A 16,885-nucleotide genomic window follows, 5' to 3' on the forward strand; every position below is an offset into this window, starting at 1 on the left:
AGGCTCTCGTCTCCGGGCCGGGCCGCCCTCCCCCGATCGGGGGATCCGCTGGTGACGACCGGGGGACCTCGCCCGCGGCCGCCGTCGTCAGGGGATCCGGAGCTTGCGCATTCCCTCCAGCGCGGCGCTGAGGATGCGGCTCGGGGCAGCGCCCTCGAGCGCGAACACCGTCTCGATGCCGAGGCCGCGGCCCGCACCCCGGGCGGTCACGACGGTCCGGGTCTGGGTCATGGCCTCGACGGACGACCTGCCGTGCCGGCGTCCCAGCCCGGACGCCTTCCAGCCGCCGGTCGGGGCGCCGACGGAGCCCCAGGTCAGCACGTAGCCGTCATTGATCGACACGGATCCCGCCTCGATCTGGTCGGCGACCTTCCGGGCGCGGGCGGTGTCGCCTGACCACACCGACATGTGCAGGCCGTACTCGGAGTCGTTCATGACGGCGACCGCCTCGTCGTCGGACCGCACCCGGGTCACCGAGACCACGGGGCCGAAGGTCTCCTCCCGGGCCACGAGTGCGTCGGACGGCACGTCGTCGAGCACGGTCGGGGCGTAGAAGTAGGGACCGACGTCGGAGCGGTGCACGCCGCCCGCCAGGACGACGGCGCCGCGCGCGATGGCGTCGTCGACATGCGCGCTGACCTTGGTCAGCTGTGCGGCGGAGGTGAGCGAGCCGACGTCGGCCGTGTAGTCGAGGCCGGCACCGAGCCGCAGGTTCCGCACGTCGCGCACGAGCTTGGCGACGAACTCGTCGGCGACGGCCTCGTGCACCACGATCCGCTCGGCGGACAGGCACAGCTGACCGGTGCTCGCGAAGCACGCGCGGACGACGCCGGGCAGTGCGGTGTCGACGTCGACGTCGTCCGCGATGTAGATGGCGTTCTTGCCCCCGAGTTCCAGGGTGGCTCCGACGAGTCGTTCGCCCGCGCGGGCGGCGACCTTGCGGCCGGCCTCGGTGGAACCGGTGAACGCGACGTGGTCCGCGGCGTCGACCAGTGCCTCGCCGGTCTCGCGACCGCCCGCCACGACCTGGAACAGCCCCGCGGGCAGGCCCGCCTCCTCGAGCGCCTCCGCCGCCCACAGCGCGGTCAGCGTGGTCTGCGGGTCGGGTTTGACGACGACGGCGTTCCCCGCCACCAGAGCCGGCAGCGCCTCCGACAGCACCAGGGTGAGCGGGTAGTTCCACGGCGCGATCGCCCCGACCACGCCGACCGGGCGACGCTGCACGCGCACGCCCGTGACGAGCGGGATCATGCCCGCGGGGCGGTCCGTGGACAGGTAGCGGCGGGCCTTCACGGCGTAGTGGCGGGCCACCTGGGCGATGTCGCCGACCTCGTCGAACGCGGACCGCCGGGCCTTGCCGGTCTCGAGCTGGATCAGGTCGAGGACCTCGGACTGGCGCACCAGAACGATTCGAGCGAGATTATCGAGCACGCGGCTGCGGACCGAGAGGTCGGTCCGCGCCCAGACCCGCTGGGCGAGGCGCCCGCGCTCGACGGCCGCGGTGACGTCCGCGGACGACGACACGGGGATCGTCGCGAGCGGTCCCCCCGTGAACGGGCAGGTCGACCGGTGTGTCCCGGCGCTCTGCGACGAGGAGATGCGCGCGACGAGCGGCGCGACGAGCTCGGGTTCCAGGAGGTACGTGGACTCGGGACGCTCGGGGTCGAAGACGGATCCGACAGCAGCTTCACCCGGTGTCTCGTCGATCATGCGGGCCACCATACGCGTAAAACGAGCCAGCACACAGGGGCGGAGCGATGAAAATTTCTGTCACGAATTCACCCGATGCTCCCGGAACGCCTCGAACCTCGTTCGTCAGCACGCGCACGCACGACGAAGGGGCGCACACGGGGCAGTGTGCGCCCCTTCTCCGGCCGGCCGGACGCCGGGCGTCTCAGCGCGGCTGGTACGGCGAGACGACGACCTCGACCCGCTGGAACTCCTTGAGGTCGCTGTAGCCCGTGGTCGCCATCGCCCGGCGCAGGGCGCCGACCAGGTTCAGCGTGCCGTCGGCCTGGCGGCCCGGCCCGAAGAGGATCTCCTCCAGCGTGCCGACGGTTCCGACCTCGACCCGCTCACCGCGCGGAAGCTGCGCGTGATGCGCCTCCGGGCCCCAGTGCCACCCGCGCCCCGGGGCGTCGCTGGACCGGGCGAGGGCCGCGCCCAGCATGACGGCGTCGGCCCCGCAGGCGACCGCCTTGACGATGTCCCCCGAGTGACCCACGCCGCCGTCGGCGATGACATGCACGTACCGGCCCCCGGACTCGTCGAGGTAGTCGCGACGCGCGGCGGCGACGTCGGCCACGGCGGTGGCCATCGGCGCGTGGATGCCGAGCGAGACGCGGGTGGTGTGGGCGGCGCCGCCGCCGAACCCGACCAGCACGCCGGCCGCACCCGTGCGCATCAGGTGCAGGGCCGCCGTGTAGGTGGAGGCACCGCCGACGACGACGGGCACGTCCAGCTCGTAGATGAACCGCTTGAGGTTGAGCGGCTCCGCGTTGCCCGAGACGTGCTCGGCCGAGACCGTGGTGCCGCGGATGACGAACAGGTCGACACCGGCGTCGACCACGGTCTTGTAGTACTCCTGCGTGCGCTGCGGCGTCAGGGCGCCCGCCACGGTGACACCCGCGCGGCGGATCTCCCGCAGGCGCTCGGTGATGAGGTCCGGCTTGATCGGCTCGGCGTAGATCTCCTGCATGCGCGCGGTGGCGCGCTCCACCGGAAGGGTCGCGATCTCCTCCAGGAGCGCCTCCGGGTTCTCGTAGCGCGTCCACAGGCCCTCGAGGTCGAGGACGCCGAGGCCGCCGTTCTCACCCAGGGCGACCGCCGAGGCCGGGCTCATCACGGAGTCCATCGGTGCCGCGACGATCGGCAGGTCGAAGTGGTAGGCGTCGATCTGCCAGCCGACGGAAACGTCCTCGGGGTCACGCGTACGGCGGGAGGGCACCACGGCGATGTCGTCGAAGGAGAACGCGCGCCGCCCTCGCTTGCCACGTCCGATCTCGGTCTCGTTGCTCACCCCGGCAGCCTAACCAACACGGTCCCGCTCGGAGGGCCGCAACCGTCATGTGGCACGGTGTCACCTGCGCGTCGTTCGGTGTCCGTGTCAGTCACCAGTGGCATGGTTCGTGATGAGTTCGGAGACCGCACGAGTGGAGGGAGCGCACCATGGACATCGGACCTGGCTGGATCCGCCGGCCGCTGCTCGGCTTCGACACGGAGACCACCGGTGTCGACGTGACCGGTGACCGCGTCGTCACCGCCGCCCTCGTGCACCGTGTGCCCGGAGTCAGTACGGACGTGCGCACCTGGCTCATCGACCCGGGCGTCGAGATCCCCGAGGAGGCCGCGGCGATCCACGGCATCACCACCGAGCACGCGCGGGCGCACGGGCAGCAGCCCGCCGCGGCGCTGGAGGAGATCGCCGCCGAGCTCGCCCGGCACCTGGCGCAGGGAGTGCCCGTCGTCGCGTACAACGCCGCGTTCGACCTGTCCCTGCTGGACCACGAGCTCGTCCGGCACGGCCTGCCGACACTGCCGGACCGGCTCGGGCACTCCGTGGGCCCGGTCATCGACCCGCTCGTCATCGACCGCTGGAAGGACCGGTTCCGCCCGGGCAAGCGCCGGCTCGGCGACCTGTCCGAGGTGTACGGCATCATGTCCGACGGCGACCTGCACACCGCCGAGGTGGACGTGCTCGCCACCCTCGACCTCCTGGCGGCCCTGGTGGCCCGCTACCCCGAACTCGACGAGACGCACCTGATCGAACTGCACCAGTCGCAGGCCGGAGCGCACGCCGCCTGGGCCGACGGGTTCAACTCCTGGCGCGTGGAGCAGGGCCTGGAAGGCCCGGGCGCCTCCCGCGTCTGGCCGGTCCAGGCGGCGAGCTGAGCGACGTCGTCCCCCGCCGCCCGCGTACGATCCGGCGCATGAGCCAGACCGACGTGACAGCGGGCTTCGCCGAGATCACGGACGACGACGTCGAGGACGTCGTCGCGCTGTGGCACGCCTGCGGCCTGACACGCCCGTGGAACGACCCGCACGTCGACGTCGCCGACGCCCGGAGCGGCCCGACGTCGACGGTCCTGGTCCTCCGGGACGCCGACGCCGGGCGCGGGGGCGTCGTCGCCTCCGTCATGGCGGGGCTCGACGGCCATCGCGGGTGGTTGTACTACGTCGCGGTGTCGCCGGACCGCCAGGGAAGCGGACTGGGCCGGGCCGCCGTGGCCGCCGGCGAGGACTGGCTCCGCGCCGCCGGCGCACGAAAGGTGCAGCTCATGGTGCGCACCACGAACTCCGCCGTCGTCGACTTCTACGAGAGGCTCGGCTACACCGACCAGGAGACCACGGTGCTCGGCCGCTGGTTCTGATCAGCGGCCGGTGTAGTTCGGCGCCTCGACGGTCATCTGCACGTCGTGCGGGTGGCTCTCCTGCAGCGACGCGGAGGTGATCCGCACGAACCGGCCCTTGGCCTGCAGCTCGGGCACCGTCCGCGCGCCCGTGTAGAACATGGTCTGGTGCAGGCCGCCCACGAGCTGGTGCGCCACGGTGGCGAGCGTGCCCTTGTACGGCACCCGCCCCTCGACGCCCTCGGGGACGATCATGTCGTCGCTGGCGACCTCGGCCTGGAAGTACCGGTCCTTCGAGTAGGACTTCTTGCCGCGGGACGACATCGCGCCCATCGAGCCCATGCCACGGTACGACTTGAACTGCTTGCCGTTGACCAGGATGGTCTCCCCCGGCGCCTCCTCGGTGCCGGCCAGCATCGAGCCCAGCATCACGGCCTCGGCACCCGCCACGATGGCCTTGCCGATCTCGCCCGAGTGCCGCATCCCGCCGTCGGCGATCACCGGCACGCCCGCCTCGCGCGCGGCCAGGGACGCCTCGTACACCGCGGTCACCTGCGGCACGCCGACGCCCGTGACGACCCGCGTGGTGCAGATCGAGCCGGGCCCCACGCCCACCTTCACCGCGTCCGCCCCGGCCTCCACGAACGAGCGCGCGCCCTCCCGCGTCGCGACGTTCCCGCCGATCACCTGCACGTCCCTGGTCGCCGGGTCGGTCTTGAGCCGCTTGACCATGTCCAGCAGCAACCGGACGTTCCCGTGCGCGGTGTCCGCCACGAGCACGTCGACACCGGCGTCGATCAGGGTGGTGGCGCGGGTCCACGCGTCGCCGAAGTACCCGATCGCGGCACCCACCAGCAGGCGGCCCTGCCCGTCCTTGGACGCGCGCGGGAACTGCTCCGACTTCACGAAGTCCTTCACGGTGATGAGGCCGGTGAGCCGCCCGTCGCCGTCGACCAGCGGAAGCCGCTCCACCTTGTTCTGCCGCAGCAGCGCGGTGGCGTCCTCACGGGCGATCCCCTCCGGCCCGGTGACCAGGCCGCTGGAGGTCATGACCTCGTCGACCTTGGTGGTGCCCCACTCCGCGACCGGGGTGAACCGCAGGTCGCGGTTGGTGACGATGCCGATGAGCCGGTTGCCGGCGTCCACCACCGGGAAGCCGGAGATCCGGTACTCCCCCGCGAGCTGGTCGAGCTCCTCGAGCGTGGCGTCCGGACCGATGGTGACCGGATTCGAGATGATCCCGGTCTGCGTCCGCTTCACCATGTCCACCTGGAGCGCCTGGTCCTCGATGGACAGGTTGCGGTGCAGCACCCCGATGCCGCCCTGACGAGCCATCGCGATCGCCATGCGCGACTCGGTGACGGTGTCCATCGCCGCCGACACCAGCGGCACGCGGATGGAGATCTCCCTCGTCAGGCGAGAGGTCGTGTCGATGTCCGACGGGGCCAGGTCGGAGTAGCCAGGAAGCAGCAACACGTCGTCGTACGTGAGGCCGAGGAAACCGAACGGGTCGTGCGCTTGGGGTGCGGTGGGCTCCATGTCAGGAGTCTACGGTGCGAGCCCCCGCAATATTCCGTGGCCGGTGATCCGGGGGACGTCGCCTCCGTCACCCCCGGACCTCACCTGAGGACCGCAAGGACCTCGTGGAGCAGGCCGTTGAACGAGCGGACCCGCTGGACCGTGGGGCCGAAGGGGACGTCAACCGCCGCCGCGTCCGCCCGCATCCCGACGAGGAGCGGCAGGTCCGGGTACGCCTCGTGCACCGCGTGCACGACGTCGAGCGCGGGCCGGGTCTGCGTGGTGGCGAGCACGACGGCGGCCGGGCGCACCATCGTCACCAGTTCCACCGACCGGTGCGTACTGGCGGGGCCCGTGACGATCCGCGCCATGGTCCCCTTCGCCGCCAGCGACGCGGCAAGGGCGTGCGCCGGGAGCGGGACGAGCTCGTCCGGGGCGGCGAACACCAGCACGATCTTGCGCATCCGGCTCGGGTGGTTCGCGGGCGGCCCGCCGGCCTCGACCATCTCCCGCTCGAACTCCTCGGTGTACTCCCGGAGGCTGGCCAGCGCTGCCGCGGCGAGCACCATCTCCGGCACCTCGCCCGGCCCGGCGAGCACGGTCCGTACCGCGACCTGGTCGAACGCCGGCTCGACGAGCTCCGTCCACCACACGGCCGGGTCGTCCTCGGGGCTGAGTCGCAGCAGCGCGTCGCATGCCGTGCGGCTGTACTTGATGGCGGCGTCCACCAGCGCCGACACCCGGCTCGACCAGGACGTCCCGCCCACGGCACGCGAGCGACCGGGCTCGCGCTGCGACCCGCCGCCGCCCGGCAGGGCGCGCAGGTGGCCACGGCGGGAACCCTCGTGCTCCGGATGACCCGGCGCGGCCGGGTCGGCGCCCGTCCGCGCCGGGGGCGGCGCGTCCGCCCCGGCGTCCGCCCCCGGCGCCGCGAGTTCGTCCCCGGTGCCCCTGTCGGCACCGCCGTCCCCCGCCGCCCGGTCGGACGCCGCCGACCGGCCGTCACGCTGCGAGAACTCGGCCGACTCGTCCGACTGGACGGTGGCGAGCTCCTCCTCGCTCGCCTCGATCGCGGCGCGGGCCGCGTCGCCGGGCGCGTGGCCCTCAAGGGTGAGCCGCCGCATGACCAGCAGTCTTGCCACGTCGTCGGGCGTGTACCGGCGGTGTGAGCCCGCTGTGCGACCTGACGGGCCCAGCCCGTAGCGACGGTCCCAGGTACGCAGGGTCGCGGGTGCGACCCCGAGGCGTTTGGCCACCGCTGCGACAGCCAGCCCGGGGCTCGACGGGCGGGGCCCGCCCTGACTCTGGGCAGGCCGCGTCGATGTCATGACTCCGATTCTGCCGAGCCGCGCAAACGTTCGCCACCGATCCGCCCGGTGTGCCGCTTATCTCCGCATGTTTCAGGGCGATCTCGGTCAAACCTCGTCAGGGGTGGCGCGATTCGCCATGAAGCGAACAGGTAGCGCTGGCGCAAAAATGCCCCTTGAACAACTTCTGCACAACTTGTAGGTTGTTCGTCATGACGGAGATCTCGAGACTCCCCGGCCCGGTCATGGAGCTGTGGGAGTGGCAGTACCAGGGGGCATGCCGCGAGGCGGACGACACGCTGTTCTTCCACCCGGAGGGGGAACGCGGGTCCACGCGCCGACGTCGAGCCGAAGCAGCCAAGGCCATCTGCCGGTCGTGCCCGGTGATGATGCAGTGCCGCGAGCAGTCGCTGCGCGTGCGTGAGCCTTACGGGGTGTGGGGAGGCCTGAGCGAGGACGAGCGATCCGCCATCCTCGCGGGCAAGACACGCCCAGCCTGACGCGTTTCGCGTCAGAAGGTGCGCGCGTGTGACACCACCGCGATGTCGCGGACGCGCGTGCACTCCGAGCGAGACGGTTGCCGCTGTGATCCGTCACGCAATCATCCCGCTCACGGCCGAGCACGAACGAGCAGGCCGCCCTCAGGGGGCAGGGACCACGCCGGCAGGGACACCACGACCGGCAACGGCCTCTCGCACGACGGGCCCCGCACACCGAGGTGTGCGGGGCCCGTCGTGATGCGGCGAGGGCTGTCTCAGCCCGCGACCACGGCGAGGATGTCGCGCGAGGAGAGGACCAGGTAGTCCTCGCCCGCGTACTTCACCTCGGTGCCGCCGTACTTGGAGTACAGGACCTTGTCGCCCACGGCGACGTCGACCGGCACGCGGTTTCCGTTGTCGGAAACTCGGCCCGGGCCCACGGCCAGGACCTCGCCCTCCTGGGGCTTCTCCTTGGCGGTGTCCGGGATGACCAGGCCGGAAGCGGTCGTGGTCTCAGCCTCGAGGGCCTTGACGACGATCCGGTCCTCGAGCGGCTTGATGGGGACCGACACGTCGGACCTCCTCTTTCTGCGAGCAGATCAAAGATCAGCTACGTTGACGGGTTTGCTCGAGTGTTCGGCGGGGCCGCCGTCGTCGCGGGTGCCGGCGGGCACGGAACATCTCGCGGCATCGCCGCGCCGGCCCGGAGGGACGTGCGGCGATGACACCCCAAATCTAGGTCGGGGCTAGCACTCGGTCAAGGCGAGTGCTAGATCCATCGAGAACGCCCCGCGCCGGAGCGGCGCCCGCACCTCGTGAAGAAGCAGTGGAATTTGCGCAATCAAGAAAATTCTTCCCCAGGGTCTCGCCATGAGCAGGCCAAACGTGGAAAGATCTGCCCATGGATGCGGCGATTCTGAGCAAACTTCTCAGCCCTGCCGGCCGGGCGCTGCTTGGCGCACTCCCGCCCTACGACGAGCGATCCGCCATGCGCACCTCCACGAAGCTCCGTGAGCAAGGTGTCGCACCCGACCTCGCTGCGGCCGCTCTCACCCAGTCCCGCCTGCGCAGCAAGGCACGGACCAAGTTCGGCGAGCTCGCCGAGCAGATGTTGTTCACCGCCGACGGCCTCGAGCAGGCCACACGTCTCCGGGTGGCGTCGCTGCACGCCGATCGTTTCACCAGCGCGGGCGTCACCCACATCGCGGACCTCACGAGTGGCATCGGCGCTGACGCGATGGCGTTCGCCGGGGCGGGCCTGCGCGTCCTGGCCACGGACGTCGACGAGGTCACGGCACGGATCGCCGCCTGGAACCTGCGCCAGTTCCCCGAGGCCGAGGCCCGCCATGCCGACGGCCTCGCCCTCGATCTGCGCGCCGAACACATCGACGGTATCTACGCCGACCCGGCCCGCCGCACGCGCGGGCCACGCGGCAGCCGCCGGGTCTTCGACCCGCGCAGCTACGAGCCGCCGCTCGACAGCGTGTTCGCCCTCCGCGGCGTCGTCCCCGCCCTGGGCATCAAGGTGGGTCCGGGCATTCCCCACGAGGGCCTGCCGGAGGACGCCGAGGCGCAGTGGGTCTCCATCGACAACGACGTCGTCGAGGCCGGCCTGTGGTTCGGCCCGCTCGCTCCGCGAGGCCCGGGCCGCAGCGCGCTCGTGGTGCGCACGACCGTCGACGGTGACGGCAAGGAGCACACCAGCACACGCGTACTGCGCGCCTCGGATCACCCGGACGGCGCGGCGCTCGAGGCACCCACCGGCGGCGTCGGGGAGTACCTCTACGAACCCGACGGCGCGGTCATCCGGGCCGGCCTCGTCGCGCACGCCGCCGCCGAGCTCGGCGGGCGCCTGATCGACCCGACGATCGCCTACGTCACGACGGACGCCCCCGCGCCCCGGCCTCCGGCCCCCGACGCCACCGCATCCGGCGCCACGTCCCCCGGAGCTCGTGGCGACGCCGCGGCGGCCCTCGACGCCGCGGGCCCCGCACCGATCGCGACCGGCTACCGGGTCCTGGACACGCTCCCGTTCGGACTCAAGCGCCTCAAGGCGTACCTGCGGGAGCGGAACGTCGGACGGCTGACGATCAAGAAGCGGGGCACCGCCGTCGTGCCCGAACAACTTCGCAAGCAGCTCGTGCTCACCGGGACCGAGGAAGCGACGATCGTGCTCACGCGGGTCGCGGGCGCCCAGACGGTCCTGCTGGTCGAGCCGCTCCGGGGCGGGGCATGACCGGCCCCGCGCCCGTGCCCTTCGGCACGTCACGGCGTTCCAGCATCGGCCTCGAGTGGGAGGTCGGGCTCGTCGACGTCGGTTCCGGTGCGATGGCTCAGGTGGCACCGCAGGTGATCGAGGAGCTCTCGCCCGAGGGCAGGGATCCGCGCATCAAACCCGAGCTGATGCGGAACACCGTCGAGATCGCCACGGGAGTGTGCGACGACGTCGGCGCCGTGGGCGCCGAGCTCAGCGAGCTCCTCGACCGGGTCACGATCGCGGCCGGCGTGCACGGCGCCGCGGTCCTCGGCGGCGCCATGCACCCGCTCGCGCACTGGGAGGACCAGCTCGTCACCGAGAAGGAGCGCTACACCCGCCTGGTGGATCGCATCCAGGTGTTCGTGCGGCAGCTCGTGACGTGGGGACTCCACGTGCACGTGGGGGTGGAGCGGCGCGACAAGGTGCTCGCGCTCGTTCAGGGCATGCTCACCTACGCACCGCACCTGCAGGCGTTGTCGGCCTCGTCGCCGTACTGGGGCGGGGTCGACACGGGGTACGCGTCGACCCGGGCCATGCTGTTCCAGCAGATCCCCACGGCGGGACTGCCGCACCAGTTCACCGAGTGGCACGAGGTGGAGTCGTACGCCGAGGACATGCGCCGCGTGGGCGTGGCGCAGGAGTTCAACGAGATCCACTGGGACGTGCGTCCGTCGCCGGCGTACGGGACGATCGAGGTCCGCATCTGCGACGGGCCGACGAACGTCACCGAGGCGATGGCCCTGGCCGCACTGACGCACTGCCTGGTGGAACACCTGTCCACCGAGCTGGACCACGGACGCGAGCTGCCGATCCTGCAACCATGGTTCGTCAAGGAGAACAAGTGGCGGGCGGCCCGGTACGGCATGGACGCGACGATCATCACCTCGGCCGACGGCGACCAGCTCGCGGTGTCCGACGCCGTCGCGAAGGTGCTGGTGGAACTCGAGCCGACGGCGGAGCGGCTGGGTTGCGCCGAGCACCTCGCCGCGGTCGGCGACATCGTCCGGGGCGGCGCCTCCTACCAGCGCCAGCGCGCTGCGGCGAACGCGTCGGGAGGCGACCTGGAGGCCGTGGTGCGCTCGATGCTCGCCGAGATGGAGGCCGGCCGGCCGCTCCCGGCGCCCTGACGGCACCCAACCGGACCGCACCCCGCCGGGTCACGGGCGGGCCGGCACGTCCCCGCGGACGTGCCGGGCCTGCCGCGATCCGGGCCGGCACGTCACGGCCCGGCGTCGTGCGGCCCGGCGTCGTGCGGCCCGGCGTCGTGCGGCCCGGCGTCGTGCGGCCCGGCGTCGTGCGGCCCGGCCGGTGGGCCGGAACCTCAGAGAACCTGGGCGACCTCGTCCAGGTCGAAGCGGGGCAGGCGCGGGTGGTCCGTGCCCTCGCCCTCGCTCACGCCCGCGGCGATCATCATGAACGACTTGTAGCCGGTGTCGGCGAAGAACTCGGCGTCCACGCCGTCGAAGTCCATCCCGTTCATCGGGCGGAGCGACAGGCCCACGGAGCGCAGGGCGACGATCAGGTACCCGGCCTGGATCAGCGCGTTCGAGCGTGCCATGTCGTCACGCATCTCGGCGGCGGGCGCGAGCTGCTCCCTGATCCCCGGGTAGACCGGGAAGAGGCGCGGCAGGTGCTCGTGGAATTCGGCGTCGTGGGCGAGCACGAGGGTCGCCGGGGCGGCCTCCACCTTGGACCTGTTGCCGTCGGGCACGTGCTTCAGCAGCCGGTCCTTCGCCTCGGGCGAGCGCGCGACGACGAAACGCAGGGGGAGGTTGTTCATCGCCGTCGGCCCGAACTTCGCCAGGTCCCAGGCTGCTCGGAGGTGGGCGTCGGTCACCTCGTCGTCGGTCCAGTTCGTGACGGAGCGCGCGGTGCGGAACAGACGGTCGGCGGCGGCGTCGTCGATGGCGAGCGGCGCGGCGGCCTCGAGTGTCTCGATCATGCCCGCCGCAACACCGCCCGGCACGGATTTAGTTCAAGTTTCAATCGTGATCCCTCGCACACCCCGCCGTCAGCACCACGGCCGCGGCGGCAGTGGGCGGCCCGCGCGGACTAGCCTGGCCCCATGACGTCTTCCGGCGACCCGCTCGTCCTCGGTATCGAGTCCTCCTGCGACGAGACCGGGGTGGCCCTCGTCCGCGGCAACGACCTGCTGTTCGACGCCGTCGCGTCCTCCATGGAGGAGCACGCGCGCTACGGCGGGATCATTCCCGAGGTCGCCAGCCGCGCCCACCTGGAGGCGATGATCCCCACGATCGAGCGCGCGCTCGATGAGGCCGGCGTGAGCCTCTCGGACGTCGACGCCGTCGCCGTCACCGCCGGGCCAGGCCTGGTGGGCCCGCTGACCATCGGGGCGTCCGCCGCGAAGGCGCTGTCGATCGGCCTGAACAAGCCGCTGTACGGGGTGAACCACGTCATCGGCCACGCCTGCGTCGACCAGCTCGTCCACGGCGAGTTCCCCGACCGGGTCATGGCCCTCGTCGTCTCGGGCGGCCACTCCTCCCTGCTCCTCGTGGACGACGTCGCCACGGACGTCACCGAGCTGGGCTCCACCCTGGACGACGCCGCCGGCGAGGCCTTCGACAAGGTGGGCCGCCTCCTCGGGCTCCCGTACCCCGGCGGCCCGCACGTCGACCGGCTCGCGCGCGAGGGTGACCCGACGGCGATCCGCTTCCCCCGTGGCCTCACCGCGCCGAAGGACCAGGAACGACACGCGCACAACTTCAGCTTCTCCGGCCTGAAGACGGCCGTGGCCCGCTGGGTCGAGGCGCGCACCGACGCCGGACAGTCCGTTCCCGTCGAGGACGTGTGCGCCTCGTTCGCGGAGTCGGTCGCCGACGTGCTCACCGCCAAGACCATCGCGGCCTGCCGGCGGCACGACGTCGACACGCTCGTCATCGGCGGCGGCTTCTCCGCGAACTCGCAGCTCCGCGAGATGGCCGCGAAGCGGTGCGCCGAGGTCGGGATCGAGCTGCGCATCCCGCCGATCCGCTACTGCACGGACAACGGCGCGATGATCGCCGCCCTGGGTTCCGCCGTGGTCCGCGCGGGCGTCGCCCCGAGCACCCTGGACATCCCGGTCGACTCCTCGATGCCGCTGGAGACGATCACGGTCTGACGGTGCGGTCGGTCCGTCGTCAATGCTGTCGGTCCCTCGGAGAGCCGACCTCGTCGACAGCGGACCGGCCGCCGGACAGGGTCGCCACCTCGCGGGTCGGGTCGTTGGACCACTGGGACCAGGAGCCGGGGTACAGCGCCGCCGGCACCCCGGCGGCCGCGAGCGCCGCGATCTGGTGTGACGCGGTGACGCCGGAGCCGCAGTACACCCCGACGCCGACACCGGCGAGCTCCTCACCGACGAGTTCCTCACCGGGAGACTCCTCACCGTCAGGCTCCTCACCGGCGGACTCCTCACGCGCCCCCGCCGCATCACCCTCGCCGGGCCCGGCGGCATGGCCCGCGTCCGGCGGGACGATGCCCAGTTCGGCGAACCGCTCCCGCAGCCTGGCCTCGTCGAGGAACCGCCCGTCCAGGTCCAGGTTCCCCGTCGTGGGTGCGGACAGCGCTCCGGGGATGTGTCCCGCCTGGGGGTCCACCGGTTCCACCTCGCCCCGGTAGCGCTCCCCGGCCCGCGCGTCGAGCAGCACGCCCTCACCGTCGGCCAGCGCGGCGGCGTCGTCGGCGTCGAGCACGGGCATCCCGCCGGGCCGCGCGACGAAGTCTCCCGGCTCGGCGGTCACGGTGCCGACCTCGAGCGCGCGGCCGCCCGCGGTCCAGGCGTCGAGCCCGCCGTCGAGGATGCGGACGTCGTCCAGCCCGAAGTAGCGCAGCAGCCACCAGGCGCGGGCCGCGGAGGTGCCGCCGACGCCGTCGTACACGACCACGCGCGAGTCCCGGCCCACGCCCCACCGGCGGGCGGAGTCCTGGAAGGCGGCCGCGGACGGCAGGGGGTGGCGCCCGGCGGCCGGGGAGGCGGGCGCGGCAAGCTCGGTCTCCAGGTCCACGTACACGGCCCCGGGAAGATGCCCGGCGCGGTACCGCTCGGCGCCGTCGGTCATGCCGAGGGCCCAGCGCACGTCGAGCAGCACCGGGGTCCCCGTCCGGGGATCCGCGTGCGTCCCGGCCGTGACCTGGAGATCGGCCGCCAGCTCGGCGGCCTCGACCAGCACCTGTTCCCTCACGTCTCGATCCCTTTGCCTCAGGCGGCGTCGCCGTCGTCGGTGACGGCGCGCGGCTCGGCCCGCAGGTCCAGGCGCATCGTGTAGGCGTCCTTGTCCTCGGGCTGGTAGTAGCGCTTGCGCACGGACAGTACCTCGAAGCCGGAGCGGCGGTACATCGCCAGGGCGGGCTCGTTGTCGACCCGCACCTCCAGGAGCACGGCCTGCGCCTTCAGCTTCCGCGCCTGCGCGATCAGCGCGTCCATCAGCAGCCGGCCCACGCCGCTGCGCTGCTGGTCCTTGGCCACGCCGATGGTCATGATCTGCGCGTCGTCGCCGTCGAACCAGAGGCCGGCGTACCCGACCACGGGGTCGGGCCCGATCGTGCCCGGCTCGTCCATGGTGGCGACGATGTACCAGCGCCCCAGCGCGGCGAGCTCGTCGGCGAGCATCCCGTAGGTCCAGGCACCGGACCCGAACAGGTCGCGCTCCAGCCACAGGACACGATCGAAGTCGGAACTGCGCAGCGGGCGAACCTGGAACTCGGGCATATCACCAGCCTAAGCGTGCCTAGCCCCGGGCGGGAAGTTTTCGCCCGGCGGGTTCCTGCACGTCGGGACGGCGCAGGTACAGCGGCTCGGTCGGCAGGTCCGCGCCCGCGTCGCGGCGTGCGAGCGCGAGCCGGGCGAGCACGGTCGCGTCGGGCAGGAGGGGGGCGTCGTCGTCGAGCGGCAGGACGTCGGGATACAGGGCAGCCCCTTCGCCGACGACGACGGTCCGGGCGCCGCGCGTCCCCGCCGGGACCTCGCCGCGGGTGGTGCCGCCCGGGGCACCCGCACCCGCCGACCCGGCGGACGCGGCAGCCGACCCGCCGAGCTGTGCTTCGGCCACCGCCGCCGGCCGGCCGACGTCGGGCCCCGCGAGCCTGTCGACCACCGGGACGCCGTGCGGTCCCTCGTGCGCGACGACGCGGTACCGCGCCCAGTAGACCTCCTTGCGGCGGGCGTCCGACGCGACCAGCACCTCGTCGTCGGGGTTCAGCCCGAGATCGCTCACCGCCTGGACCGCGAGCGCGTCGATGCTCGGCACGCCGAGCACCGGGATCGCGAGCGCGAGCGCCAGCGTCCGGGCGGTGACCAGCCCGACCCGCAGTCCGGTGAAGGGCGCGGGGCCCGTCCCGGCGACGACGGCGGTGACCTCGGTCCGGTCGACGCCGGCGTCGCCCAGCACCTGGGTGATCAGCGGGGCGAGGGACTCGGCATGTCGGCGGCGCTCGCCGGAGGAGCGGGCGGCGAGGCGACCGCCGCTCTCGCTCACGAGCGAGACGGTCACGGCGGCGGAGGTGTCGATGGCGAGGACGGGCACGAGCCAAGCGTAGTTCGGGCCGCTCGGGGCCAGAAGCGCCGCCGGGGGGTCAGGGCGTCGAGGGCTGGAAGTCGTCGGGCGTCCGGATGCGGTCGCGGATCCAGAGCCCGGCCTCCTTGAGGTTCCCGGTCCCGAACGACCCGGCCGCGCAGCTTCCCTGCGTGAGGACCGCCCCCGACCGGTGGTCGTCGGAGAAGTTCCAGTTCACCCAGCTGATCTTCTTCGACGCCGCGAGGTCGAGGTACCGCTGGGACATGGCGAAGTCGTTGGCGCCCTCGCCCGCGTAGTCCTGGGTGCCGAACTCCGTGACGAACATCGGGATCCGGTCGGCGGCGCGGGAGAGCGTGTTCAGGTATTCCTGTCCGTGCGACGCGGCGTAGAAGTGGAACGTGTACATCACGTTCGAGGCGTCGACCGGGTCGTTCACGATCTCCGACTCGTCCGACCCCTCGGAGACGCCCAGCGAGGACCATCCTCGGGTGCCCAGCAGGACGACGGCGTCCGGGTCCTTCTCGCGGATCACGGGGATGATCTGCTCGTGGTAGCTCTTGATCGACTGCCACGACACGCCGTTGGGCTCGTTCGCGACCTCGTAGATGATGTTGTTCTTGCCGCCGTGCCGCTCGGCCACGGCACTGAAGAAGGTCTTGGCGCGCTCGAGGTTCACGTTCGGGTCGCCCGGGTCGAGCATGTGCCAGTCGACGACGGCGTACATGCCGCGTGCCGTGAGCATGTCGATGTAGGTGTGGACCAGGTCGGTGAACCCCTCCGGGTCGGTCTCGTAGCCACCTTCCTGCACATAGGTGGAGATCCGCACGACGTCGGCGTTCCAGTCGTGGGCGAGGGTGTCGAGCGAGGCGCCGGTCACGCACTGGGAGTACCACTGGGTTCCGTGCGTGCTCATGCCGCGGAGCTGGATCCGCGTGCCGTCCTCGTTGCACAGCCCGACGCCGCACACGTGGAGCTGGCCGTTCGCCGCGACGGGAGTGGCGGGATCCGGATCGGGTTCCGTGGGCGTGGGTGTGGGGGTCGGTGTCGGGTCACCGGTCGGGTCCGGAGCCGGCCCGCCGTCGCAGGTGCCGTCGTGCGTCCAGAGCGCGGGCGTCGACGCCGGGTCCCAGCCCGTGCCGGGATACGCCGTGTGGGTCGTCGTCGCCGTGTAGCCGCCGCCCTCGTACGTGACCCGGTCGCCCACGGCGTAGGTGGTTCCCTCCGCCCACGCCGGGGCGGCACAGTCGACGGCGAAGGCCGGGGCGGGCAGGCCGGGAACGAGCGCCGTCCCCACGGCCAGCATCGCGGCCGCGGCGATCGCGGCGAGTATCGAGCTGCGGCGAATGACCACGGGAGACCACCTCGGTTCGTGTCCGGAGCCGGAGCAGGCTGCGCCGCCTGCTGCTCGTCGGACGCTAACAGGGCCGGTGGCCGGGCGGATATGAGGGATTGCCACATGCGA

General features: G+C 72.3%; 16 protein-coding genes. 6 read left to right on the top strand and 10 right to left on the bottom strand.

All coding sequences use genetic code 11. The annotated features are described in order from the left end of the window. Window positions 1-87 precede the first annotated feature (87 nt). Both EDD34_RS17290 and EDD34_RS17295 read right to left on the bottom strand, forming a co-directional pair. A complete protein-coding gene (locus EDD34_RS17290; protein ID WP_123815673.1) occupies window positions 88-1,710 on the bottom strand; it encodes a succinic semialdehyde dehydrogenase in 1,623 nt (540 codons plus the stop codon). Window positions 1,711-1,894: 184 nt separating this feature from the next. After that, a complete protein-coding gene (locus EDD34_RS17295; protein ID WP_123815674.1) occupies window positions 1,895-3,019 on the bottom strand; it encodes a GuaB3 family IMP dehydrogenase-related protein in 1,125 nt (374 codons plus the stop codon). A 149-nt stretch (window positions 3,020-3,168) separates the two neighbouring features. Between EDD34_RS17295 and EDD34_RS17300 the strand changes: the two genes are divergently transcribed. Beyond that, complete coding sequence (locus tag EDD34_RS17300) at window positions 3,169-3,891, top strand: exonuclease domain-containing protein (protein ID WP_123815675.1); 723 nt, start codon at window positions 3,169-3,171, stop codon at window positions 3,889-3,891. Between the two features lie 38 nt (window positions 3,892-3,929). Further along, complete coding sequence (locus EDD34_RS17305) at window positions 3,930-4,370, top strand: GNAT family acetyltransferase (RefSeq protein WP_123815676.1); 441 nt, start codon at window positions 3,930-3,932, stop codon at window positions 4,368-4,370. On the opposite strand, the gene guaB is transcribed toward EDD34_RS17305, so the two are convergent. Both guaB and EDD34_RS17315 read right to left on the bottom strand, forming a co-directional pair. Beyond that, on the bottom strand, window positions 4,371-5,888 hold the full coding sequence (guaB, locus tag EDD34_RS17310; RefSeq protein ID WP_123815677.1) for an IMP dehydrogenase: 1,518 nt from the start codon (window positions 5,886-5,888) through the stop codon (window positions 4,371-4,373). A gap of 80 nt (window positions 5,889-5,968) precedes the next feature. Beyond that, on the bottom strand, window positions 5,969-7,195 hold the full coding sequence (locus tag EDD34_RS17315) for a MerR family transcriptional regulator (protein WP_123815678.1): 1,227 nt from the start codon (window positions 7,193-7,195) through the stop codon (window positions 5,969-5,971). 191 nt (window positions 7,196-7,386) lie between these two features. On the opposite strand from EDD34_RS17315, the gene EDD34_RS17320 reads away from it, so the two are divergent. Then, window positions 7,387-7,674: a WhiB family transcriptional regulator gene (locus tag EDD34_RS17320; RefSeq protein ID WP_123815679.1), complete on the top strand. Its 288-nt coding sequence runs from the start codon at window positions 7,387-7,389 to the stop codon at window positions 7,672-7,674. A 254-nt stretch (window positions 7,675-7,928) separates the two neighbouring features. On the opposite strand, the gene groES is transcribed toward EDD34_RS17320, so the two are convergent. After that, window positions 7,929-8,225: a co-chaperone GroES gene (gene groES, locus EDD34_RS17325; protein WP_123815680.1), complete on the bottom strand. Its 297-nt coding sequence runs from the start codon at window positions 8,223-8,225 to the stop codon at window positions 7,929-7,931. Window positions 8,226-8,554: 329 nt separating this feature from the next. Between groES and EDD34_RS17330 the strand changes: the two genes are divergently transcribed. After that, window positions 8,555-9,889, top strand: a complete 1,335-nt coding sequence (locus EDD34_RS17330) for a class I SAM-dependent methyltransferase (RefSeq protein WP_123815681.1) — start codon at window positions 8,555-8,557, stop codon at window positions 9,887-9,889. Further along, window positions 9,886-11,037, top strand: a complete 1,152-nt coding sequence (locus EDD34_RS17335) for a glutamate--cysteine ligase (RefSeq protein WP_123815682.1) — start codon at window positions 9,886-9,888, stop codon at window positions 11,035-11,037. The genes EDD34_RS17330 and EDD34_RS17335 overlap by 4 nt, the downstream gene beginning before the upstream one ends. 194 nt (window positions 11,038-11,231) lie before the next feature. On the opposite strand, the gene EDD34_RS17345 is transcribed toward EDD34_RS17335, so the two are convergent. Beyond that, window positions 11,232-11,852 carry a malonic semialdehyde reductase gene (locus EDD34_RS17345; protein ID WP_123815683.1) on the bottom strand — a complete coding sequence of 207 codons (621 nt, stop codon included), beginning with the start codon at window positions 11,850-11,852 and terminating at the stop codon, window positions 11,232-11,234. Between the two features lie 123 nt (window positions 11,853-11,975). Here EDD34_RS17345 and tsaD point away from each other — a divergent pair, with 123 nt between their 5' ends. Further along, window positions 11,976-13,028: a tRNA (adenosine(37)-N6)-threonylcarbamoyltransferase complex transferase subunit TsaD gene (tsaD, locus tag EDD34_RS17350; protein WP_123815684.1), complete on the top strand. Its 1,053-nt coding sequence runs from the start codon at window positions 11,976-11,978 to the stop codon at window positions 13,026-13,028. Window positions 13,029-13,047: 19 nt separating this feature from the next. On the opposite strand, the gene EDD34_RS17355 is transcribed toward tsaD, so the two are convergent. Genes EDD34_RS17355 through EDD34_RS17370 form a run of 4 tightly spaced genes read right to left on the bottom strand, consistent with a single transcriptional unit; the run spans window position 13,048 to window position 16,774 of the window. Beyond that, window positions 13,048-14,091, bottom strand: coding sequence for a sulfurtransferase (locus tag EDD34_RS17355; RefSeq protein ID WP_123815685.1), 1,044 nt, complete (start codon window positions 14,089-14,091; stop codon window positions 13,048-13,050). Between the two features lie 17 nt (window positions 14,092-14,108). Next, complete coding sequence (rimI, locus tag EDD34_RS17360; RefSeq protein ID WP_123815686.1) at window positions 14,109-14,618, bottom strand: ribosomal protein S18-alanine N-acetyltransferase; 510 nt, start codon at window positions 14,616-14,618, stop codon at window positions 14,109-14,111. A gap of 19 nt (window positions 14,619-14,637) precedes the next feature. Beyond that, complete coding sequence (gene tsaB / locus EDD34_RS17365; protein WP_123815687.1) at window positions 14,638-15,432, bottom strand: tRNA (adenosine(37)-N6)-threonylcarbamoyltransferase complex dimerization subunit type 1 TsaB; 795 nt, start codon at window positions 15,430-15,432, stop codon at window positions 14,638-14,640. A gap of 49 nt (window positions 15,433-15,481) precedes the next feature. Then, window positions 15,482-16,774, bottom strand: coding sequence for a cellulase family glycosylhydrolase (locus EDD34_RS17370; RefSeq protein WP_246012540.1), 1,293 nt, complete (start codon window positions 16,772-16,774; stop codon window positions 15,482-15,484). Window positions 16,775-16,885 lie beyond the last annotated feature (111 nt).

This window comes from Myceligenerans xiligouense, assembly GCF_003814695.1.
Classification (GTDB): Bacteria; Actinomycetota; Actinomycetes; order Actinomycetales; family Cellulomonadaceae; genus Myceligenerans; species Myceligenerans xiligouense.